18 protein-coding genes and 1 pseudogene are annotated in these 19,274 nt (G+C 61.3%); 10 read left to right on the forward strand and 9 right to left on the reverse strand.

Translation table 11 applies throughout. The features are described 5' to 3' along the window. Positions 1–52: 52 nt before the first annotated feature. The 5 genes from XH93_RS16925 to XH93_RS16945 are packed head-to-tail and all read left to right on the forward strand — an operon-like array spanning position 53 to position 4,778. A complete protein-coding gene (locus XH93_RS16925) occupies positions 53–1,381 on the forward strand; it encodes an ABC transporter substrate-binding protein (protein WP_194474407.1) in 1,329 nt (442 codons plus the stop codon). 23 nt (positions 1,382–1,404) lie between these two features. After that, complete coding sequence (locus XH93_RS16930; RefSeq protein ID WP_194474408.1) at positions 1,405–2,121, forward strand: ABC transporter ATP-binding protein; 717 nt, start codon at positions 1,405–1,407, stop codon at positions 2,119–2,121. Positions 2,122–2,124: 3 nt separating this feature from the next. Further along, a complete protein-coding gene (locus XH93_RS16935) occupies positions 2,125–2,826 on the forward strand; it encodes an ABC transporter ATP-binding protein (RefSeq protein WP_194474409.1) in 702 nt (233 codons plus the stop codon). A gap of 1 nt (position 2,827) precedes the next feature. Then, positions 2,828–3,697: a branched-chain amino acid ABC transporter permease gene (locus XH93_RS16940; protein WP_194474410.1), complete on the forward strand. Its 870-nt coding sequence runs from the start codon at positions 2,828–2,830 to the stop codon at positions 3,695–3,697. Positions 3,698–3,701: 4 nt separating this feature from the next. Continuing rightward, entirely contained in the window at positions 3,702–4,778 is a 1,077-nt protein-coding gene (locus tag XH93_RS16945) for a branched-chain amino acid ABC transporter permease (RefSeq protein WP_194474411.1), read from the forward strand. A 97-nt stretch (positions 4,779–4,875) separates the two neighbouring features. Here XH93_RS16945 and XH93_RS16950 read toward each other — a convergent pair whose 3' ends face one another. The 9 genes and pseudogenes from XH93_RS16950 to XH93_RS16985 form a co-directional block, all read right to left on the reverse strand. Continuing rightward, the gene (locus XH93_RS16950) at positions 4,876–5,490 is read right to left on the reverse strand and encodes an SAF domain-containing protein (protein ID WP_194474412.1); all 615 of its coding nucleotides are present in this window, start codon (positions 5,488–5,490) and stop codon (positions 4,876–4,878) included. A gap of 91 nt (positions 5,491–5,581) precedes the next feature. Beyond that, positions 5,582–5,716 (reverse strand): annotated as a pseudogene (locus XH93_RS43090) (hypothetical protein); the annotation flags it as partial. A gap of 132 nt (positions 5,717–5,848) precedes the next feature. Further along, positions 5,849–7,222, reverse strand: a complete 1,374-nt coding sequence (locus XH93_RS16955; RefSeq protein WP_194474413.1) for a DUF4910 domain-containing protein — start codon at positions 7,220–7,222, stop codon at positions 5,849–5,851. A 92-nt stretch (positions 7,223–7,314) separates the two neighbouring features. Further along, positions 7,315–8,043 (reverse strand): SDR family oxidoreductase, encoded by a 729-nt coding sequence (locus XH93_RS16960; protein WP_172626858.1) that lies wholly within the window; start codon positions 8,041–8,043, stop codon positions 7,315–7,317. Positions 8,044–8,168: 125 nt separating this feature from the next. Then, the gene (locus XH93_RS16965) at positions 8,169–9,431 is read right to left on the reverse strand and encodes a class I SAM-dependent methyltransferase (RefSeq protein WP_194474414.1); all 1,263 of its coding nucleotides are present in this window, start codon (positions 9,429–9,431) and stop codon (positions 8,169–8,171) included. A gap of 93 nt (positions 9,432–9,524) precedes the next feature. After that, a complete protein-coding gene (rfbC, locus tag XH93_RS16970; protein WP_194474415.1) occupies positions 9,525–10,103 on the reverse strand; it encodes a dTDP-4-dehydrorhamnose 3,5-epimerase in 579 nt (192 codons plus the stop codon). A gap of 13 nt (positions 10,104–10,116) precedes the next feature. Next, positions 10,117–11,190: an NAD(P)-dependent oxidoreductase gene (locus tag XH93_RS16975; RefSeq protein ID WP_194474416.1), complete on the reverse strand. Its 1,074-nt coding sequence runs from the start codon at positions 11,188–11,190 to the stop codon at positions 10,117–10,119. A gap of 12 nt (positions 11,191–11,202) precedes the next feature. Next, on the reverse strand, positions 11,203–11,856 hold the full coding sequence (locus XH93_RS16980) for a PIG-L deacetylase family protein (RefSeq protein ID WP_194474417.1): 654 nt from the start codon (positions 11,854–11,856) through the stop codon (positions 11,203–11,205). After that, positions 11,853–12,668: a sugar phosphate nucleotidyltransferase gene (locus XH93_RS16985; RefSeq protein ID WP_139482623.1), complete on the reverse strand. Its 816-nt coding sequence runs from the start codon at positions 12,666–12,668 to the stop codon at positions 11,853–11,855. The genes XH93_RS16980 and XH93_RS16985 overlap by 4 nt, the downstream gene beginning before the upstream one ends. A gap of 303 nt (positions 12,669–12,971) precedes the next feature. Here XH93_RS16985 and XH93_RS16990 point away from each other — a divergent pair, with 303 nt between their 5' ends. The 5 genes from XH93_RS16990 (at position 12,972) to XH93_RS17010 (ending at position 19,269) form a co-directional block, all read left to right on the forward strand. Beyond that, positions 12,972–13,964 (forward strand): Wzz/FepE/Etk N-terminal domain-containing protein, encoded by a 993-nt coding sequence (locus XH93_RS16990; protein ID WP_139482624.1) that lies wholly within the window; start codon positions 12,972–12,974, stop codon positions 13,962–13,964. Positions 13,965–14,014: 50 nt separating this feature from the next. Further along, positions 14,015–15,325: a lipopolysaccharide biosynthesis protein gene (locus tag XH93_RS16995; protein ID WP_139482625.1), complete on the forward strand. Its 1,311-nt coding sequence runs from the start codon at positions 14,015–14,017 to the stop codon at positions 15,323–15,325. A gap of 10 nt (positions 15,326–15,335) precedes the next feature. After that, positions 15,336–16,712 carry an O-antigen ligase family protein gene (locus XH93_RS17000; protein WP_194474418.1) on the forward strand — a complete coding sequence of 459 codons (1,377 nt, stop codon included), beginning with the start codon at positions 15,336–15,338 and terminating at the stop codon, positions 16,710–16,712. A gap of 263 nt (positions 16,713–16,975) precedes the next feature. Further along, positions 16,976–18,226, forward strand: a complete 1,251-nt coding sequence (locus XH93_RS17005; protein WP_246799647.1) for a right-handed parallel beta-helix repeat-containing protein — start codon at positions 16,976–16,978, stop codon at positions 18,224–18,226. A gap of 80 nt (positions 18,227–18,306) precedes the next feature. Further along, positions 18,307–19,269 (forward strand): glycosyltransferase family 2 protein, encoded by a 963-nt coding sequence (locus tag XH93_RS17010; protein ID WP_194474420.1) that lies wholly within the window; start codon positions 18,307–18,309, stop codon positions 19,267–19,269. Positions 19,270–19,274: the final 5 nt, after the last annotated feature.

Raw genomic sequence — 19,274 nt, forward strand, 5'->3', positions numbered from 1 at the left:
GTCAATCGATCCACGATGGCAATCCGGCGCATCCAGAGGGGAGGACGCGCAGATGACCTGCCACAAGACCAGTTCGACTCATCGTCATTCCATCGACCGCCGCACGCTCCTGAAATACTCGGCCGCGACCGGCGCCGCGCTGTCGGTCGGATTGAAGGCGCCGGCGATCGCCCAGACGCGCGCGATCAAGCTCGGCTATGTCTCGCCGATCACCGGGCCGCTCGCCGCCTTCGCCGAAGCCGACAACTTCATCATCGCCAATTTCAAGGACGCCGCGAAAGCGGGCATCAAGATCGGCAGCGCCACCGTGCCGGTCGAGGTCGTCCTGAAGGACAGCCAGTCCAATCCGAACCGCGCCGCGGAAGTTGCGAAGGATCTGATCGTCCAGGACAAGGTCGACCTGATGCTGGTCGCCTCGACGCCGGAAACCACCAACCCGGTCTCGACCCAGTGCGAGATCGAGGAGGTGCCCTGCATCTCCACCGTCGCGCCGTGGCAGCCCTGGTTCATCGGCCGCCAGGCCAATCCCGCCGGCGGGCCGCCGGCCTGGAAGGGTTTCAATTACACCTATCACTTCTTCTGGGGGCTCGAGGACGTCATCGCCGTCTTCACCAACATGTGGGGCCAGGTCGCGACCAACAAATCCGTCGGCGGGCTGTTTCCGAACGACGGCGACGGCAATGCCTGGGGCGACAAGGTGGTCGGCTTTCCGCCCGTGCTGGAGAAGGGCGGCTACAAGCTCACCGATCCCGGCCGCTACCAGAATCTCACCGATAATTTCTCGGCGCAGATCGGCGCGTTCAAGACAGCGAATTGCGAGATCATCACCGGCGTGGTGCTGCCGCCGGATTTCACCACGTTCTGGAAGCAGGCCTTGCAGCAGGGTTTCAAGCCCAAGGTCGCCTCGATCGGCAAGGCGATCCTGTTTCCGGTCGCCGTCGAGGCGCTCGGCAAGGACGGCCACAATCTGTCCTCGGAGGTCTGGTGGTCGCCGAACCATCCGTTCAAGTCGTCACTGACCGGCATGAGCGCCAAGGATCTCGCCGCTGCCTATCAGGCCGCGACCAAGAAGCAGTGGACGCAACCGATCGGCTTCATCCACGCGCTGTTCGAGGTTGCGGTCGATGTGCTCAAGCGCGCGCCCGACCGCGACGGCAAGGCGATCGCGACGACGATCGCCGCCACCAATCTCGACACCGTCGTCGGCAAGGTGCAGTGGGGTGGCGCCAATCTGCCGCCGTTCGCCGCGAAAAATGTCGCCAAGACGCCGCTGGTCGGCGGCCAGTGGCGGTTCAAGGACGGCAAATACGATATCGTCATCACGGACAACAAGACGGCGCCGGCGATTCCCGTCGGCGGCCAGATGGAGGCCATCGCCTGATCGCGCTGGCGCTTTGACATCGCATGCTGCTGGACGTCGCCGGCCTGAAGAAAAGTTTTGGCTCGATCGTCGTTGCCGATGATCTCGATCTGTCGATCGCCCCTAGCGAGGCGGTCGGCATCATCGGGCCGAACGGCGCCGGCAAGACCACGCTGTTCAATCTGATCAGCGGCGGACTTGCGCCGGCGGCAGGCCACATCCGCTTCGAGGGCCGCGACCTCGCCGGCGTCCCGCCGCAGGGGCGCTGCCGCGCCGGGATCGCGCGCACGCATCAGATTCCGCTGCCGTTCGAAAAGCTCACCGTGTTCGAGAATCTCCTGGTCGGCGCGGTCTACGGCCGTCAAAAGTCCGAGCGCGAAACGGCGCAGTCTTGCGGCGAGATCCTCGACCGACTCGGCCTGCTCAAGCGGGCCAATGCGCCGGCCGGCACCCTGACGCTGCTGGAACGCAAGCGCCTTGAGATGGCCCGCGCGCTCGCCACCGCGCCACGGCTGCTGCTGCTGGACGAAATTGCTGGCGGCTTGACCGAAGCCGAATGCGGCGAGCTTGTCGCCACTATCCGCGACATCCGCAAGACCGGAGTTGCGATCCTGTGGATCGAGCACGTCGTTCACGCGCTGCTCGCCGTGATCGATCGCCTGGTTGTGCTCAATTTCGGGCGCAAGATCGCCGAGGGCGTGCCGCGCGAGGTGATGGCGCGGCCCGATGTGCACCAGATCTACATCGGCATCGAGGCTTGAGGCATGCCGATCCTGCAGACGCGCCAGCTCACGGCCTTCTATGGCGACTTCCAGGCGCTCTACGGCATCGACACCACGCTCGATGCCGGAGAGACCGTCGCCATCATCGGCGCCAACGGGGCAGGGAAGTCGACCTTCCTCAAGGCGGTCGCCGGCCTCATTCATGGTGCGGCCGACAGCGTGCTGCTCGACGGCGCGCCGATCGGCGCGCGCGCCGCCGCCGACATCGTCAGGCTTGGCGTTGCGCTGGTGCCGGAGGGCCGCCGGCTATTTCCCTCGCTCACCGTGGAGGAGAACCTCCTGATCGGCCGCTACGGCCGCAAGATGGCGGGGCCGTGGACGCTCGATCGCGTCTACGGACTGTTTCCTGTGCTCAAGGCGCGCCGCCATTCGGCAACGCCGACCTTGTCGGGCGGACAGCAGCAGATGGTCGCGATCGGCCGCGCCCTGATGTCCAACCCGCGCGTGCTGCTGTGCGACGAGATCAGCCTGGGCCTCGCGCCAATCATCATCGCGGACATCTATGCCGGCCTGCCGCAGATCAAGGCGGAGGGCACCAGCGTGGTCCTGGTCGAGCAGGACATCGTGCAGGCGATGAAGGTCGCCGATCGGGTCTACTGCTTCCAGGAGGGCCGGCTGTCGCTGACCGGCCGCCCGCGCGATCTGACGCGCGAGCAGATCCACCGCGCCTATTTCGGTTCGTGACATGACCGGCTGGATCGATGCGCTAATTCAAGGTGTGCTGCTCGGCGGGCTCTACGCTCTGTTCGCGGCGGGGCTGTCGCTGATGTTCGGCGTGATGCGGCTGGTCAATCTCGCCCATGGCGACCTCATCGTGCTGGCCGCTTTCGCGATCCTCGTGATCGCGGGCAAGCTCGGCCTCGATCCCTTTGTCGCGGTGCTGGTGGCGATCCCGATCCTGTTCGTCATCGGATTTGCGCTGCAATACGTGCTGCTGAACCGGACGCTCGGGCGCGACCTGCTGGCGCCGCTGCTCGTCACCTTCGGCCTGTCGATCATCATCCAGAACGGGTTGCTGCAGCTGTTCTCCGCCGACAGCCAGCGGCTGCGCGCGGGAGCGATCGAGACGGCGTCGATCCCGCTCGGCGGCGGCATCGCGGTCGGGGTCGTGCCGCTGCTGACACTGCTGTCAGCGATCGCCGTGATCATGTTCCTCAATCTGATCTTCTACCGCACCCCGATCGGCCGCGCCTTCCGGGCGACCTCGGACGATCTCGAAGTCGCCCAGCTCATGGGCATCGACATCAACCGTGTCTTTGCGACCGCCATGGCAGTCGCCTTCGTCGTCATCGCGATCGCGGCGCTGTTCCTCGGGTTGCGCGCCAATTTCGATCCGACCATCGGACCGGCGCGCCTGCTCTATGCGTTCGAGGCCGTGATCATCGGCGGTCTCGGCAGTTTTTGGGGGACGCTCGCCGGCGGCATCGTGCTCGGGCTCGCCCAGACCATCGGCGCGCGGATCGATCCGGAGTGGCAGATCCTGGCCGGGCATCTTGCCTTCCTGGTGGTTCTCGTGATCAGGCCGCGCGGCCTGTTTCCCCGCGCACAGGACTGAAGCGATGGACGACACCGCAGCCGGTCCATCCCATAGCTTTCGCATCAAGACGGCCGGCCGCGGCTCGCACGCGGCCCTGGCCGCCGTCATCGTCGCGCTGCTGGTGCTGACGCTGCTGCCGCTGTTCGCGGGCCGCACCCTGATCCAGGATTTGATCTTCCTGTTCTACATGCTGGCGCTGGCGCAGTGCTGGAACCTGCTTGCGGGCTATGCCGGCCTGATCTCGGTCGGCCAGCAAGCCTTTGTCGGCCTCGGCGGCTATCTCTTGTTCGCGCTCACGCTGATCGGCGGTCTCAATCCGCTGCTGGCGATTCCGCTCGCCGGTGTGATCGCGGCGCTGTTCGCATTGCCGACCGCGCTGGTCGTGTTCCGCCTGCGCGGCGCCTATTTCGCGATCGGCACCTGGGTGGTGGCCGAGGTCTATCGCCTGACCTTCGCACAAATCAAGCCGCTCGGCGGCGGCACCGGAACGTCGCTCACGCCGGCCGTCACCTCGTCGGTGCCCGGCATCGAATGGGTCAAGGCGCTGCTGGACGTGCGCGCCCCCGCGGCACGCGACATCGTCTCCTACTGGATTGCGCTGGCGTTGCTGGCGGCGACGCTCGCGGCCGTCTATCTGATCCTGCGCTCGCGCCGCGGCCTTGCGCTCGGTGCGATCCGCGACCACGAAGCGGCTGCGGCGAGCCTCGGCGTCGACATCTATCGGGTCAAGCTCGCCGTCTATGTCGCAACCGCCGCCATGACCGGCATGATCGGCGCGCTGATCTATCTGCAGAAAGCCCGGATCTCACCCGATGCCGGCTTCGCGGTGCTGGACTGGACCGCCTATGTCATCTTCATCGTCGTGATCGGCGGCATCGGCACGATGGAGGGGCCGGTGATCGGCGCCATCATCTTTTATCTGATGCAGCGCTATCTCGCCGATTTCGGCGCCTGGTACCTGATTCTCCTCGGTACGCTCGGCATCCTCGTCATGCTGTTCGCGCCGAAAGGCCTCTGGGGCCTGATCGCCGAGCGCTGCGATGTGACGCTGTTTCCGACGCGGCGCCGGCTGATCGCCGAGGCCCGGCCGAAACGCTAAGCGCGATGAGATCAGGTTGGATCATCATCGCGCTTTGGCTTCTTGTTTGAGCATGATCTTCTTCGGAAAACCGCTGCGCACTTTTCCGGATCATGCTCTAGTCGGCGGGAGCGTAGCTGATGATACGACCAGCTTGCGATGCGTTGCGTTCGGGACTCCCTGCGGCATTCAACAGCTCTTCCAGCCAGGTTTCGCCCCGGAAGCTGCGATACTGCTCGGCACGCAATCGATCGGCCAAGCGTCCGGCCGGGAGCACGACGTCGTCGTACGTCATCACGGCGTCCTTCGCGATATCGCGTTTCAGCCGGCAACCCTCCACGAGGCCTTCCGGCAAGTAGCGGCGGGCGCACATCTCGTCGCTGTTCACCGCCTCGCCATACGTCATGTACATGCCGTAGTCGTCGAGGATTTCGCCCGCCTTCAGGTCGCGCTTGGCGACGGCGCAGACCTCGACCACGGGACCGCCGAGCGGCGTGGTGGTCGGATCTCTGAACAGAAAAGCCCGCGCAATCGCGTTCGGGGCTTCGAAATGCACCAGATGATAGGGGATGAAGAACGAGTAGAGCAGCCCTGGCCCCATCTTGTACAGCTCGAGGTAGTGCCGCTGCTTCGGATCGGGGTGCTCGGCGAGGCAATAGACCTTGGTCAGCGGCGTCCCCACCACGTAATCGATCACGCCGCCGAGCCCGCGCAGCTCGTCGATGTCGTACAACCTCGCCGATCTTGAGCACGTCGCCGGTGTATTGCCGTCCGCGTGACATGCCGCGCGTGCGCACCTTGAAGCCGGTCGCGTTGGTCACGATGCTCTGCTCGAAGCTGATCTTGGTGCCGTCGGCGAAGCTCGTCACCATCGCGGGGTTCTGTCCCCAGCGTTCGGCAAAACCCTTTTGCGTGGTCGGGTCGGCGATGCCCCACCTTGGTAGCGGGCGATGCCCCATCGAAAGCCCGGAACTAGGGCGGCAGTCGCCGCCGCAGCTGCAGAGAACGCGATCATCCTCGATCTTCTGCGGGATTTTCTGCGACCTATGGCAGCGCTCCCGGCTGCCCCGCCACGCGGGCCAGTCAGCCGGCTACGGACAATGCCGCGGCTTGCGCCTGTTCGGAACTAGTTGAGGTGGTCGATAGCTCCTCAAGCCACCCACTTCTTTGATGAGTTCCGCATCAAGGGCGAGCCGCGCAGCTTTCTGCAGGCGACGAAAGGGTATGTCAGCGCGATCTGCCATTTCCAGTAGGCTGTGTTTGCCGTCAGCCAGGTTCAGAACCCACAAGAGCTCCATTTGACTGGCGCCGCCGGCCTCCTTTTGCCCTGCAATCGCCCGATATAGTCCGCGCCGCCCGAGTTGGGGCTCACCTCTTCCGTCGGTTCTTACGTAGGTGCGGTTCGCGTCTAGCAGGTCGAGCAAAGTAGCCACCACCGCATAGGATTGATCGAGTGCTTCGGGTCTCACAAAATCGGGATTGTCTGCCGATGTGTGGTACTCCGGGAAAGTCCCGTGAACGCTGCGCATCAAGCAGCCCATCGGAAGGTCAAAGGCCGGTGAACAAAATTGTCGTTCGTCATAGCCATATGGATTGAACGCCATGATTTCGTGCGGATGACCTGAATGGTGGAGAACATGCGCCATGGCACCGTCTATCGATGCGCCGCTCCGGCTCTTTTTGTAGTGAAAGCGACCACGATCGCCGACACACGTAAGTACCAAGCCATGGCAAATTCTATCGAGACGGCTCTCGTTGTGTGCGAGCCAGGTGATTGCGCCTATCGTTGCTGGAATGAATAAAAAGCGGTAGCTCAATCGTCGCTCGCGCTGCGCCTGTCGCAGTGCCAGCGCTAGAGCTACGGCAATTCCGGAAAGATTATCGTTCGCCAAACTCGGGTGGCAGATATGAGCGGTAATCAGCACCTCGTCCGACAGCTCGCCAGGAAGAAACAACTCCCCGTAGGTAAGCGACCCCGGCGAAAGATCGCTGTCGATGTCGATGCGGTAAGATTCGTCCTGCATCGCTTGCCAAAGATTGTCCGTCATGCAGAAGCCCCAATCGTCGGCAAAATATCCGGTACGATAGGGAATAAGCTCGGGCTGGTCGGGAAGCGTATGGACGTGTTGCGCAAGCTCAGCGCGGCTGACCTCCTTGTGAATCGGCTTGCTGTAACCTACGACGTGCAGGTTGTTGTCCGCAAAATTAACGAGACAGCGACCGTCGAGTGATCTAATCGTAGCGCTCCGAATATTCCATTCCAGCGGGACTTCCCAATCAAGCACCGCAGTGCCACTAGGAACTTCTCTGATCTCCAATTGACTATGTCGAGCCAAGATCGCCAGCGTTTTGCGAACGCCGGCGCCGGTAATGCTTCGATTAATCGGAAAAAGCTCCCGAACCAAACCGTGAAGATCGATGGGGGGAGCCTCCACTGAGTTGGATAGGTTTTTCCTTACCGACATGAGCTGCTCGCTCCCTTGACCGGAAATTCGGCCAGCATCATAGCGGACAAACCCTCGTGCGCAGCGGGTAACTACACGGCAGCATGCCTTCCCTAGTCGAGGGGTTTGAGCATGGGCCGTAGATACAGATCGGTAATTTCTGCCGTTCTCCCAATAGTGAGCGCGAACAGCACCGCTTCAGCGACGTCCTCCGGTTGCAGCATTCGATCTGGATCATATCGTTTACCGGAGATTTCGTGAAGGTCGACTTGCCTTTGAGTTGCGGTGGTGCCGGGAAAGATCGTCGTCACCCTAACTCCGGCTTCATTGACCTCGTCCCGCAAAGCGTTCGCGATCGATCGCATCGCTTGCTGGGTGGCTGCGTAAGTACCGCGGCCGTCGGTTTTACTTGCGCGGGTTATCGATGAGTTGACAAAAACAATCTGTCCGGATGCTGCGCGCAAGGAACGCAGCAAGAGCTGGGTCAAGATGTAAGGTCCACGAACGTTTGTCACATACTGCGCGTCAAAGTCAGCCACGGGCGCAGTTTCCGTCCTCCCTAATTTTATTATTCCTGAGGAATGGATCAATGCATCGATCCGAGCAAAATCGGCTTGTATCTTCTTAGCAAGTTCCTCCAGCTGCGCATCATCAGTCATATCGCACGGATAAGCCGATGCGAGGGAGCCACACTCCATCGCGAGTTTCTCAAGAACTGACTGGCGCCGCCCGATCAGAACAACCCTTGCTTTGGAACGAGCGAGAACTGAGGCTGTCGCACGCCCAATGCCGGAACTTGCACCTGTGACCAAGGCCGTCATGTTCTCCAGGGATCTGGACATCAAAATTCCCCTTGGACATTGCCGGGCCAAAACCTGTTCCGAGGCCAGCTGCGAACCCACCACCATCATGGAGACATCTTTCGACTGGCGCCCCGAAGCCTACCCTTGAAACGGTGCCACACCAGCTAGTTCTCGATGAATGCCTTCGGCCCCGGCACAATGAATCGGCCTCCCCATGACTTGATTGCCGACATCTGATCCTTGATCTCATCCTTCAGATTCCAAGGTAAAATCAGAACGAAATCAGGTTTTGCCTCAAAAATCGCCTCGGGGGGAAAGATTGGAATGCGAACGCCCGGCAGATACCGCCCCTGTTTTGACGGCGCACGATCCACCGTGAAGTCAAGGAAGTCGCTCCCGATTCCGCAATAATTTAAAAGCGTCACGGCTTTGGCGGGCGCGCCGTATCCTACGACCTTCTTGCCGTCACACTTCAACTCAATGAGGAGTTCGAGAAGATCGCGCTTGGTCGCTTTGACCGATTCACTCCAGGCGACGTAGGTAGCGTCGTCATCAAGACCGTAGGCCCGCTCATCCGCGAGAACCTGCGCCACGCGAGAAGTTTGCGCATGATTGGACTGCGCATGACACACAAAAAACCGAATGGATCCACCGTGGGTCTTGAGCAATTCGACATCGAAGACGCGCAAGCCGGCGGCTGCGAAGATGCGTTGTCCGGCAATCAACGACAAATAGGAAAAATGCTCATGATAGATGGTGTCAAATTCATGCAGCTGCATCAGTCTAAGGAGGTGCTGTACTTCGAACGTGGCCACGCCCTCCGGGGCGAGTAATATTCTCACACCAGACACGAAATCATTGATGTCTGGCACGTGCGCTAGAACGTTGTTTCCAGTAATCAAATCCGCGGTCCAGCCCTCGCTGACCAATTTGTGTGAATAGGCCTCGCCGAAAAATTCAATGCGCGTGTCGATGCCTTTTGCCAGGCCGGCCAGCGCAACACTTTCGCATGGTTCGATACCCAGGCACTTGATGCCTTTTGCCATCGAGTACTGCAGCAGATAGCCGTCGTTCGACGCAATCTCGACATGGCGGGAGGCGGCAGCGAGGCCGAAGCGCCTGGTAACATCCTCAACATAGGTTTGAGCGTGGTTCAGCCACGAGCTCGAATGCGAGGAGAAGTACGCATAGTCGGCGCGAAATATTTTGTCTGCCGCCAGCAGATCGAGGGTCTGGACCAGGCGGCAGTCGCGGCAGACCAACACCTTGAGCGGATAGAACGGTTCGGCCTTCGCGCAATCCGCCGGGTCGACATAGTCGTTGGCGACAGGCGAGAGGCCGAGGTCGACGAGTGTCAGCGTCAGCTTCGACCGACAATGGCGGCATTTGGGTTCGGTCCCGGCGACTGTTGGCAGATTCAGATTCATAGGTGCTTCTCCGAGCAATCTGACATCGTGCGATGCCGCCCTCTGCAGCCGCTCAACTCTCTCGCAGATTCTGCGCTGTGTTCGCAGAAGTCGTCACGCGGCCGACTTTGCAGGCGACATCCTGCGCTCAATTTCGTCCTCGACTTCACGCAATGGGCGGAACGCCTGATCCCTTGATGAGATCACGGAGACAGGTAGCGGCCATCTGAGCCCCAGCCACGGATCGTCGTAGGGAAGCCCGCCTTCAGCGCCCGGCGTATAGAATTCGCCCATCTGGTAGGTCGTGTCCGTGTTGTCGAGCAGCACCTGATAACCGTGCGCGAAGCGCTCGGGCACATAGAGCGCTGTCATATTGTCCTCGTTCAACTCGATAGAGATATGCTCCAGGTAGGTCGAGCTCTCGGGTCGCAGGTCGACGATGATATCGAGAATGGCGCCACGCGTGCATCGAACCAGCTTGCTCTCTGCGGCGGGTGGATACTGAAAGTGCATACCCCGCAGGGTGCCTTTCCGTGCGTTTGAGGCAACGTTGGCCTGCGCGATCACGGCCTTCAGCCCATGGTCGCGAAACTCCTTCTGACAGAAGGCCCGCGCGAAGAAGCCCCGCTCGTCCTTCATGCGGTCGAGATCGATGATGTAGGCGCCCTTAAGCTTCGTCTCGGTGAAGATCATTGGTTGCCTCCCTCTAGCCGCTGGCAGAGACCAGCTTGCGCGCTCCGCGATCGGTTGTCCGGCGGTGCCTCAGATCCTCCGAAAGGATGCCGTCGGCGATCAGTTTCTGGATATGACCGATGCGCTGGTAGCGCGGCCCTTCGAATTCCTCGAGCGTCAGCGTCGATTGACGATAGGCATTGTAGAGTTGCTCGGCACCGCGGCGGGCATCCCATTGCGGCTTGAAGGCCGGCAGCAGTCGCGCGATCTTGTCGAAGTTGACGCGATAGGATCGCGTGTCCGGAGCTGCATCGGGAGCCGTCTCGAGCCGGCAGCCGGGGACTACGTCAGCGACGATCGCCGCAATATCGCGAATGCGGTAGTTGTGGGCGGTCTGGCCCACGTTGAATGCCTGGTTGAAGACAAGCTCGGTGGGCGCTTCGAGCGCCGCGATGAAGGCGCGCGAAATATCCTCGATATGGACGATCGGGCGCCAGGGCGAGCCATCCGATTTCAAGTAGATCAGGCGCTTGGTGACCGCCCAGGCGACCAGATTGTTGAGCACGATATCGAAGCGGATGCGCGGCGAGGCGCCGTAGGCGGTCGCCGGGCGCAGATAGGTCGGGCAGAAGCTGGCGTCGGCAAGCGGGGAAATGTCGTGCTCAGCGCCCACCTTGGATTCGCCGTAGGCGGTGACCGGATTAAGATCTCCGGTTTCATCGAGCATCGCTTCGCCGGCGCGGCCGTAATTGCTGCATGAGGACGCCAGCAGAAAGCGGCCGACGCCGGCCTGCTTGGCCAGCGTGGCGAGCCGGACGCTGCCGTGATGATTGATCTCGTAGGTGAGGGCGGGGCACAGATTGCCGAGCGGGTCGTTGGACAGCGCGGCCAGATGGATGATGGCATCGAGGCCCTCGAGGTCTGCGCAGACGACGTCGCGGACGTCCTTGCGGATATGCGGCACCGAGGCGATGCGGCCGCCGGCCTCGAAGGTGCAGTTGGCATAGAGATCGCTGTCGAGGCCGACCACGTCGTGACCGGAGCGCAGCAGAAGCGGAACCATGACGGTTCCGATGTATCCCAAATGCCCGGTTACCATGACCTTCATGATTTCACCTCTTCACTGCACCACGATCTTGCGCGCATGGAAGGCTTCGGCGAATCCGTCCGGCGCCCGGCACTCCGCACCGCGGAGCCGGGCCAGCCCCATGAAGGTCTGCGCGTCGAACCAGTCCTTGGCGCGCTGCGTGCCGAAATGGTCATGCAGCAGCTTTGCCTTGCGCTCCATCAGCGCGCGGCTGGCCGGGATGAACAGATTGGGCTGGCTCAGATCACCGTCCCATTTCGGAATCTCGTATTCGAGGATGGTGTGATCGCGAAAACTGTTCCAGGTCAGCGCAGAGACCTCCCGATGATCCTGATGCGCGTCGCCGCGCGTATGGCACAGGATCACGTCGGGGGAGGTGCGCGACTTCAGCTCCTCGAACCAGTTCTTGATCGCGGCGCCCTGGTATGGGAAATAGCCGTCGCGAAATTCCGCCAGCTCGATTGTCGATCTTGCCGCACCGGCCAGAAACGCCTGCGCCGAGGAGCGGGCTTCTTCGGCCCGCGGGCCGGCGGCGCTGAGCACGACCCAGTGCACGTCCAGGCGGACGCCGCGCTCGATCCAGCCCAAGATGGTCGCGCCGGCGCCGATTTCGATATCGTCCGAATGCGCGCCAATGCAGAGGAGGGAAAGACGCTGACCCGGCTCGGCGAGTGCGACCGGTTTCATCCGGCTTTCCTTTCGGCCTCGAACTGCGGCCGCCGCTGGGTCTGATTGAGCAGCCACGGCATCGTGCCCTTCTCGACCAGATCGTCGAGCACGTGCTTGTCCTTCAACGTATCCATCGGGCGCCAAAAGCCTTCGTGCTGGAAGGCCATCAGTTGGTCGGCTGCGATCAGCCGTCGGAACGGCGCCTCGACCAGCTCGTCGCCCTCCTCGATGTAGTCGAAGATCTCCTGGCGGAAGATGAAGAAGCCGCCGTTGATCCAGAGGTTGGCATCCTGGCTCGCGCGCATGCGCTCGACCTTGCCGTCGGGCAACATGTCGACCAGGTGCAGGCTGAACGACGGCCGCACCGCGGTGAAGCACGCGACCTTGCCGCTGGCGCGGAACACCCTGGTCATCTCGTCGAGATCGATATCGGACAGGCCGTCGCTGTAGTTGGCGAGGAACATCTCCTCGCCCGCGACATGCTGGCGGACCGCCCACAGCCGTTCGCCGATGTTGCGCCAGATCCCGGTATCGATCATGGCAATGCGCCAGTCCTGCTGCGGATCGCCGAGGATCTCGACCTGGCTGCCAAAGCCCTTGACGACGCAGTCGGCATAGGTCTGCGGCCGGAAGTTCAGGAAATATTCCTTGATGACGTTGGCCTTGTGGCCGAGGCACAGGATGAAGTCCTTGTGCCCGAACTGGCTGTAGTAGTGCATCAGATGCCAGAGGATCGGCTTGTCCCCGATCGGGATCATCGGCTTGGGGATACTTTCGGAGACGTCCCGAATCCGGGCCCCCAGTCCGCCGCAGAACAGCACCGTCTTCATCTCAGCGGCCTTTCCTCGTCTCGCCTCGATCGCGGACAGACGGAACCGCGCCTGCCGAAATCCGCGACGGCGGCCGTGCTTCATCAGCTGCGATTATGAGGGGTCAGCTCACCATGCACCGGCCAAAGCCTGTCGGTGGCGGTCCATGGTGTCAACGAAACGTCAGGGGTACTCCCGTTGGAATCGCGGCCCGTTTGTCTATTCAGAAAACGGTTCGTCTCGTTGGAGGTAGTCCCTTTGCCGCGCGGAGGTCGCCCCGAAGCGCCGCCCGTGTTGCCTTGCAATCCGCTAATAAAGTCGGCGATGACCGCCCCCACAAAGCTAAATCGCGAGAAACAGCCGGATCTCCAGTTCGATCACTCGGACTATCGCATCCATTATGACGACGTGGGCGCGAGCATGCTCCGGTCGGTCATCCGGCACGGAAGGCTTATCGCGCTTTTCGTTGCCCTGGGCCTGATGTTCGCTTGCATTCTGATACCGTTGCTGCCGCGCAAATACTCGGCGGAGGCGCTGATCCACCCGGATCTGCTCTCCGGCGAGCAAGGAAAGGTCGTGGCCCTGGCTAGCGTCGATGGGGCAGCGCTCGTCACCGGCGAGGCCCGTGTCCTTCGCTCCGATGCGATCCTGCGCGAAGCCGCGAAACGGCTCGGCGAAGATAGCAATGCGGCTCGGCCGAACTCGTGGCTGACACGCATGTCCGAGAGCGTCCGAATTGCCTGGTTCCCGGAAACCCGAAACCAGACGCCGTTCGATCGCGCGGTTGCGATGTTGCGCAACAAGCTCGTCATCATGAACGACACGCGTTCGTATCTGATCTCGATCTCCTTCACGTCCTCGTCCGCGGAGGAGGCGGCGCGGGTCGTCAACGCCGTCGTCGCCGAATATCTCCGCGACAAGGTCAGGCAGCGCAGGCAAAACAAGGTCGTTGCCGCCGAAGCCGAGCTGCGGCAACGGCAGGCGCTTTTCGGCGACAAGCATCCGAAGACCTTGCAGGCCCTGGACGACCTCGACGCCCAGCGGAAAGCATTGGCAGCCGTGACCAATGCGCTTGATGGCGATCAACTCGAGGTCGCCGACGACCAGAGCGTCAGACTGGCCGTGGCCAACCATACGCCGACCAGCCCCAGGGGCACTGTCATCTTCGGGCTGTCGATGCTGTTTGCCTTGCTCGCCGGCGTCGGCCTGGCAATTTGGCGTGATCGCAGGAAATTCGCACCTGCAGCGGGCTACCTGCCGCCTGGCAAGGAAACAGAGCGCAGGCGAACGCTCGCCTACCAGGCGCTTTCGCGATAGCGGAGGTTCCCGGATTCCGTTGCACACCGGATGGGTAGAGGGCAGTTTCCATGGCCGTCAGGCTTCTCATCACGAGAGCATCATGGACGCTCATTGACCAGGGCGTGGTGAGCCTCGGAAATTTCCTGCTGAACGTGCTACTCGCTCGCGCGCTCGGTGAGGAGGATTACGGGGAATTTGCGCTCTTTCTCGGTTCGATCTTTGTCCTGCGGACGATCGATTTTTCCCTGATCTCATATCCGCTGTCGATACGCCTCAGTGTTGCCAGCGACGAGGAGCGCCCCAGGCTGCTCGGGAACACGGTCCTGCTCACGGGGGTTCTGAGTCTCGGGCTGGCGGTGGTCATGGCGCTCGCAACCGAGCTGCTGGGAGTCGACAGTATCGTGCTGCCGGCGTGCCTCTGCTTCTTGTGCTGGCAGGCGCAGGAGACAACGCGGCGATTCCTGCTGGCCGAGTTCCGCTATCGCGCGGCAGTGGCAGGAGATGGCGCCGCTTATGTCGGACAGGCCGTGATCATAGCAGTCGTGGCCTGGCTTGACACCGTCACGCTCGCGACCTCGCTCTACATGATGTCGATAACCTTTGCGGTTGGCGCCATGATGCATGCGTCGAAGCTGCGATACGCCTGGCCGGATATTGCCGAAGCGCGACAGCTGGCTCGTGAATATGTCTCAGTCGGGAAGTGGTCTCTGGTCAACTACCAGCTCGTCCTCGCTCGCGTTCAGCTCCTTTCGTGGATGCTGGCAGCTTTCGCGGGCACTGCGGCTACCGCGTCGCTTCAAGCCGGTCTGAACATCGCCAATATGATGAACCCGATCATCTTCGGGATCGGCAACGCCATACCGCAGGTCACCGCTCATGCCTACCGTACCGGTGGTATCATCGGTGCCTCGCGCGCGGCCCTTGGTTATGTCCTCTTCGGCTTGAGCCCGATCCTGCTCATTGCCGTTGCAGGCATCCTGATGCCGGGGCTGCTCCTGCAGACTGTCTATGGTCCGTCGTCCCCCTATCTGGCGGTCGCCGGCGGTTTGCAGCTCCTCCTGATCGCCGGTGCGCTCGAATACATCGCGGAAATGATCAGCAAGACGCTGCTCGGCGTCGAAGCTGGCAAGCTTGCCTCCCTGGTAAATGTCGCAGGCGTTGTCACGGTAGCCGTGCTGGCCTTTCTGCTCATTGGTCCGTATGGCGTTTCCGGCGCCTGCCTCGCTCTCGTGATCGCCAACGTGGTGCGCACGACCTGCGCGCTGATTGCAATCGCCTGGCTGATCGCTACCGAACAATCTCGCGCGCCGGGGTGGGCCGCGAGTCCCACTCGCCCCGCCCGGATCGAAAAGATCGTCGGCGCCCCTGCTGAACAGTGAGGTCAAGGCGATGCCCCACGTATCAGCCGCGCTGTCCAGCACCTCGAGAAAGGGTTCTCGGGGGGCGCTCACCTGGGGCGACAGGTATCTCACTCTGCTTGCGATCGTGTTGCTGGGCTACGCATTGATGGGCAAGGGATTTGCCTATCTCGGCGTTCCGCCGCTCTATGTCGGTGAGATCGCCTTTCTCGCCGGCATCGCAATCTTCTTTCGGATAGGTACACTTGCCGGCGTATTCGTGACTCTGCCGGCCCTCCTGCTTGTCGTGCTGATGGTCTGGGTTCTGGCGCGCACCATCCCATTTGTTGGTCTGTATGGGCTCGAGTCCCTGCGCGACAGCGTGGTCGTGATCTACGGTTGTTTCGCCTTTTTCGTGATCGGTTTGCTGTTGCAGGATGCCCGCCGCATCAACACCTTGCTTCGCTACTTTGGAATTATGCTGCTGAGCTTCCCGGCCATCCCGGTAGGCTTCTGGCTGACGAAATACTGGGGAGATCACATTCCCCGGCTATACGGTTCGGTGCCGATCGTGGAGATCGGGGCGAGCGCGGTCGGAACGCATCTGGCGGGGGCCATGGTTTTCGTCCTGATCGGCTTTCGCAGGGTCTCATTGGTCTGGCTTCTCGTCTGGTTCATCACCCTCGCTTTGGTCGGTGCGACGACCCGGGGTGCGACGCTTGCCGTCATCGTGCCGGTTACGATAGCGATGCTCGTGCTCGGGCGGTTCCGCCTCCTGCTCACGACGATGGTGACCGCGATAGGTCTATTCGCCGTCCTTCTCACACTGGAGTCGACATTCGGAGAATACGAGGAGGCAAAGAATTCAATCGATCGTCCGGTCAGCGCGCACCAAATCATGGAGAACGCCCAGAGTCTGGTCGGACAATCTGGCCATCAAACGGAAGGGACCAAGCAGTGGCGGCTAAATTGGTGGGAGATCATCATCAATGATACCATTCGCGGCCCGAACTTCTGGACCGGCAGGGGTTTCGGAATCAATCTTGCCGTCGCCGACGGCTTCGCCGAAACGGGAAATTGGCGCAACGATCGGCCGCTCACGCGAAGTCCGCATAGCGTGCACATGACGCTGCTCGCGCGCGGCGGGGTTCCTGCCGTCGTTCTTTGGGCACTGATGCTGGTGTCATGGTTCGCGATGCTCGCAAGGTGGATCATCACCGCGCGCGCGCGCGGACATGAGGTGTGGAGCAATTTGCTTCTGTTCGTCTTCTGCTACGTGATGGCGATCCTCATCAACGCGAGTTTCGACGTTACCCTCGAAGGTCCGATGCAGGGCATCTGGTTCTGGTGCCTGTTCGGCTTCGGCATTGGATCGGTAATGGTTTATCGCGCCAAGTACCCTTACAAGACTGGGCGCGCATCGCGATGATGGCGTGGATACCATGTTCAACAGTGGTAAGGACGGGAGCTGCCGCGATAGCGATCTACGGCTTGTTGATACTGGCAGCCCTTGCTGGCGTCCGTCCTTTGTCTTGTCCACTCGGATCGATCGCGGTTGAACCCGGCAGCTCGATCCAGGCTGCGGTCGATCGATCAGGCGAGGGGGCGGTGCTCTGCTTGAAGAAAGGAGTTCACAGGGCGCAGGCCGTCCGACCGCGGGCGAGGCAACACTTTCATGGGGAAGGGGAGACTGTGCTGAATGGCAGTCTGCTGCTCGAGCGTTTCACGCGCGAGGAACGCTATTGGGTGGCGCGTAGCCAGCTTCAGCGCGTCGCCCAACACGGCGAATGTCTGCCGAGCGCACCCGCCTGTAACCACCCACAGGCAGTGTTCATGGATGACAAGCCGATGACCAGGGTGCCGAGCAAGGATGCGCTTGCAACGGGTGAGTTTTATGTCGATTACGCAAGCGGTCGGATTTTTCTCGTCGACGATCCGACGGTACACAAGGTCGAGGTGACGATCGCCGCATTCGCTTTTGAAAGCAGTGCGGCCGATGTGCTGATCGACAACCTCACGGTGGAGAAGTACGGCAGTCGCGCGCAAAAAGGCGCGATCCATGCCCGAGAAGGCCTGCGATGGGTCATCGAGAACTGTGTAGCGCAGCTCAACAGCGGTGCAGGAATCAGCGTCGGAACCGGCACACGTGTCCGTGGCTGCGATGTGCACCACAATGGCCAAATCGGCATCGAAGGCGAGGGCAAGGATATCCTCATCGATGGAAACCGCATCTGGTCGAATAATATCTACGGCTTCGATCCGGAGTGGGAAGCCGGTGGAGTCAAGATCGCCATCAGCAATGGCGTCACATTCCGTGGCAACCGCGTGACGGACAACAACGGCGTCGGACTTTGGTGCGATATCGAATGCCGGAACGTCCTGTTCGAGGACAATTTCGTGGAAAACAATCTTTACTCCGGCATCTTTCACGAGATTTCGTTCAATGCGGTGATCCGGCGGAACGTGGTGCGGCACAATGGCAGGGGAAGGGGCTGGTTCTGGTATGCGGATATCCTTGTGGCCGCCTCGGAAGGCGTCGAGGTGACTGGCAACACCGTCACCATCGAGCCTGGCGGATGCGGTATCATGCTGATCGATCAAGGACGCCGCAGCGAGAAAGGCGCGACTTACAAGACGAGCAACAACACAATTCATGCCAACGAAATGACATTCGAGGGCGCTCCCTGCGCAGGAGGCGCCTCGGATACCAAGCGCGGCGAAGAAAACTTTTCGATCATTTCCACTGGCAACAACCAGTTCGACGGCAATACATATCGCGTTCGCAGCACAAGCGGCCCAACTCGCTTCGTTTGGGGACGCGACGTTACCGACTGGGCCGGATTCCGGCGCAGGGGCCTCGAGCGGAATGGCCGGCTGCTGTTGGATGAATCTCCCGAAGGGTTACCCCCAAAGCCGGGGCCAGAATCGATGCCTTCAAGGTAGTAGCGCACAGGCGCTCGTTGAGTGAGGTCACCCCGGGCGACATACTTGATCGGTGGATCAACGCACAAGGCGGAAGCTCGATGCCTAAGCTCTCGATCGGAGTTCCCGTATTCAACGGGCAGCAGTTCTTGCCGGAACTGCTCGACAGTCTACTGGCGCAAACGTTCGGAGACTTCGAGATCGTGATCTGTGACAACGCCTCGAGCGACCAAACTTCGGGGATTTGTTGCGAATATGAGCGGCGCGATTCCCGCATACGCTATATTCGCAATAGCCGGAATCTGGGGGCCATCGCAAACTTCAATCGGGTGTTCGAGCTCTCGACGGCGCCACTATTCAAGTGGGCGGCCCATGATGATCTGCACCATACGACTTACCTGGAAACGTGCGTCGGCTTGCTCGAACGGAATCCGGAGGTCGTTCTGGCCCACACCGCTACTGCCTTCATCGGCGAAAAGAGCGAGATATTGCAGTTCGATCAGGAGACGGGAAGCTTTTTCGATCCGGGAACAGGAAGGCGCTACTGGCCGGATATTCCGAGCATCGGCGATCATCCCGTTGCTATCAGCCGATTTTGGCAAGTGCTCACGCGTGCCCGCTGGGGGACTCATATGTTCGGGGTTGTCCGCCGCGAGATCCTGCAGCGTACGTCTCTCCTGCCAAATTTCGTCGGCAGCGACCGTGCGATGCTGGCAGAACTGGCGCTGCTCGGCCGTTTCCGATGTGCAAACGAGCGCTTGTTCCTGAAGCGCTTCCATCCCAACGTCTCGGCTGCTCTTGATCTCAAGGAGCTGAGAGGTTTCCTGAGCACTGACGGTAAGCGCTATTCACGGCGACTGCGGCAAATCCAGGCGTACTTCGGTGCGCCAATCGGCAAGCCGATCGGCATCATGAGCAAGTTGGCGTGCCTCCTGTTGGTGGCCGCACATAGCGCCAAAATCACGGTCCAGTCGCTGGGCCAGGGTGACCCGCGCATGGCGGCCCATGGCTATGGGTGGCAGGGAGTGCTTACCGCGGGGGAACGGCGGAAGCCACACGATTAGATGCC

The sequence above is a fragment of the Bradyrhizobium sp. CCBAU 51753 genome, assembly GCF_015291565.1.
Classification (GTDB): domain Bacteria; phylum Pseudomonadota; class Alphaproteobacteria; order Rhizobiales; family Xanthobacteraceae; genus Bradyrhizobium; species Bradyrhizobium ivorense.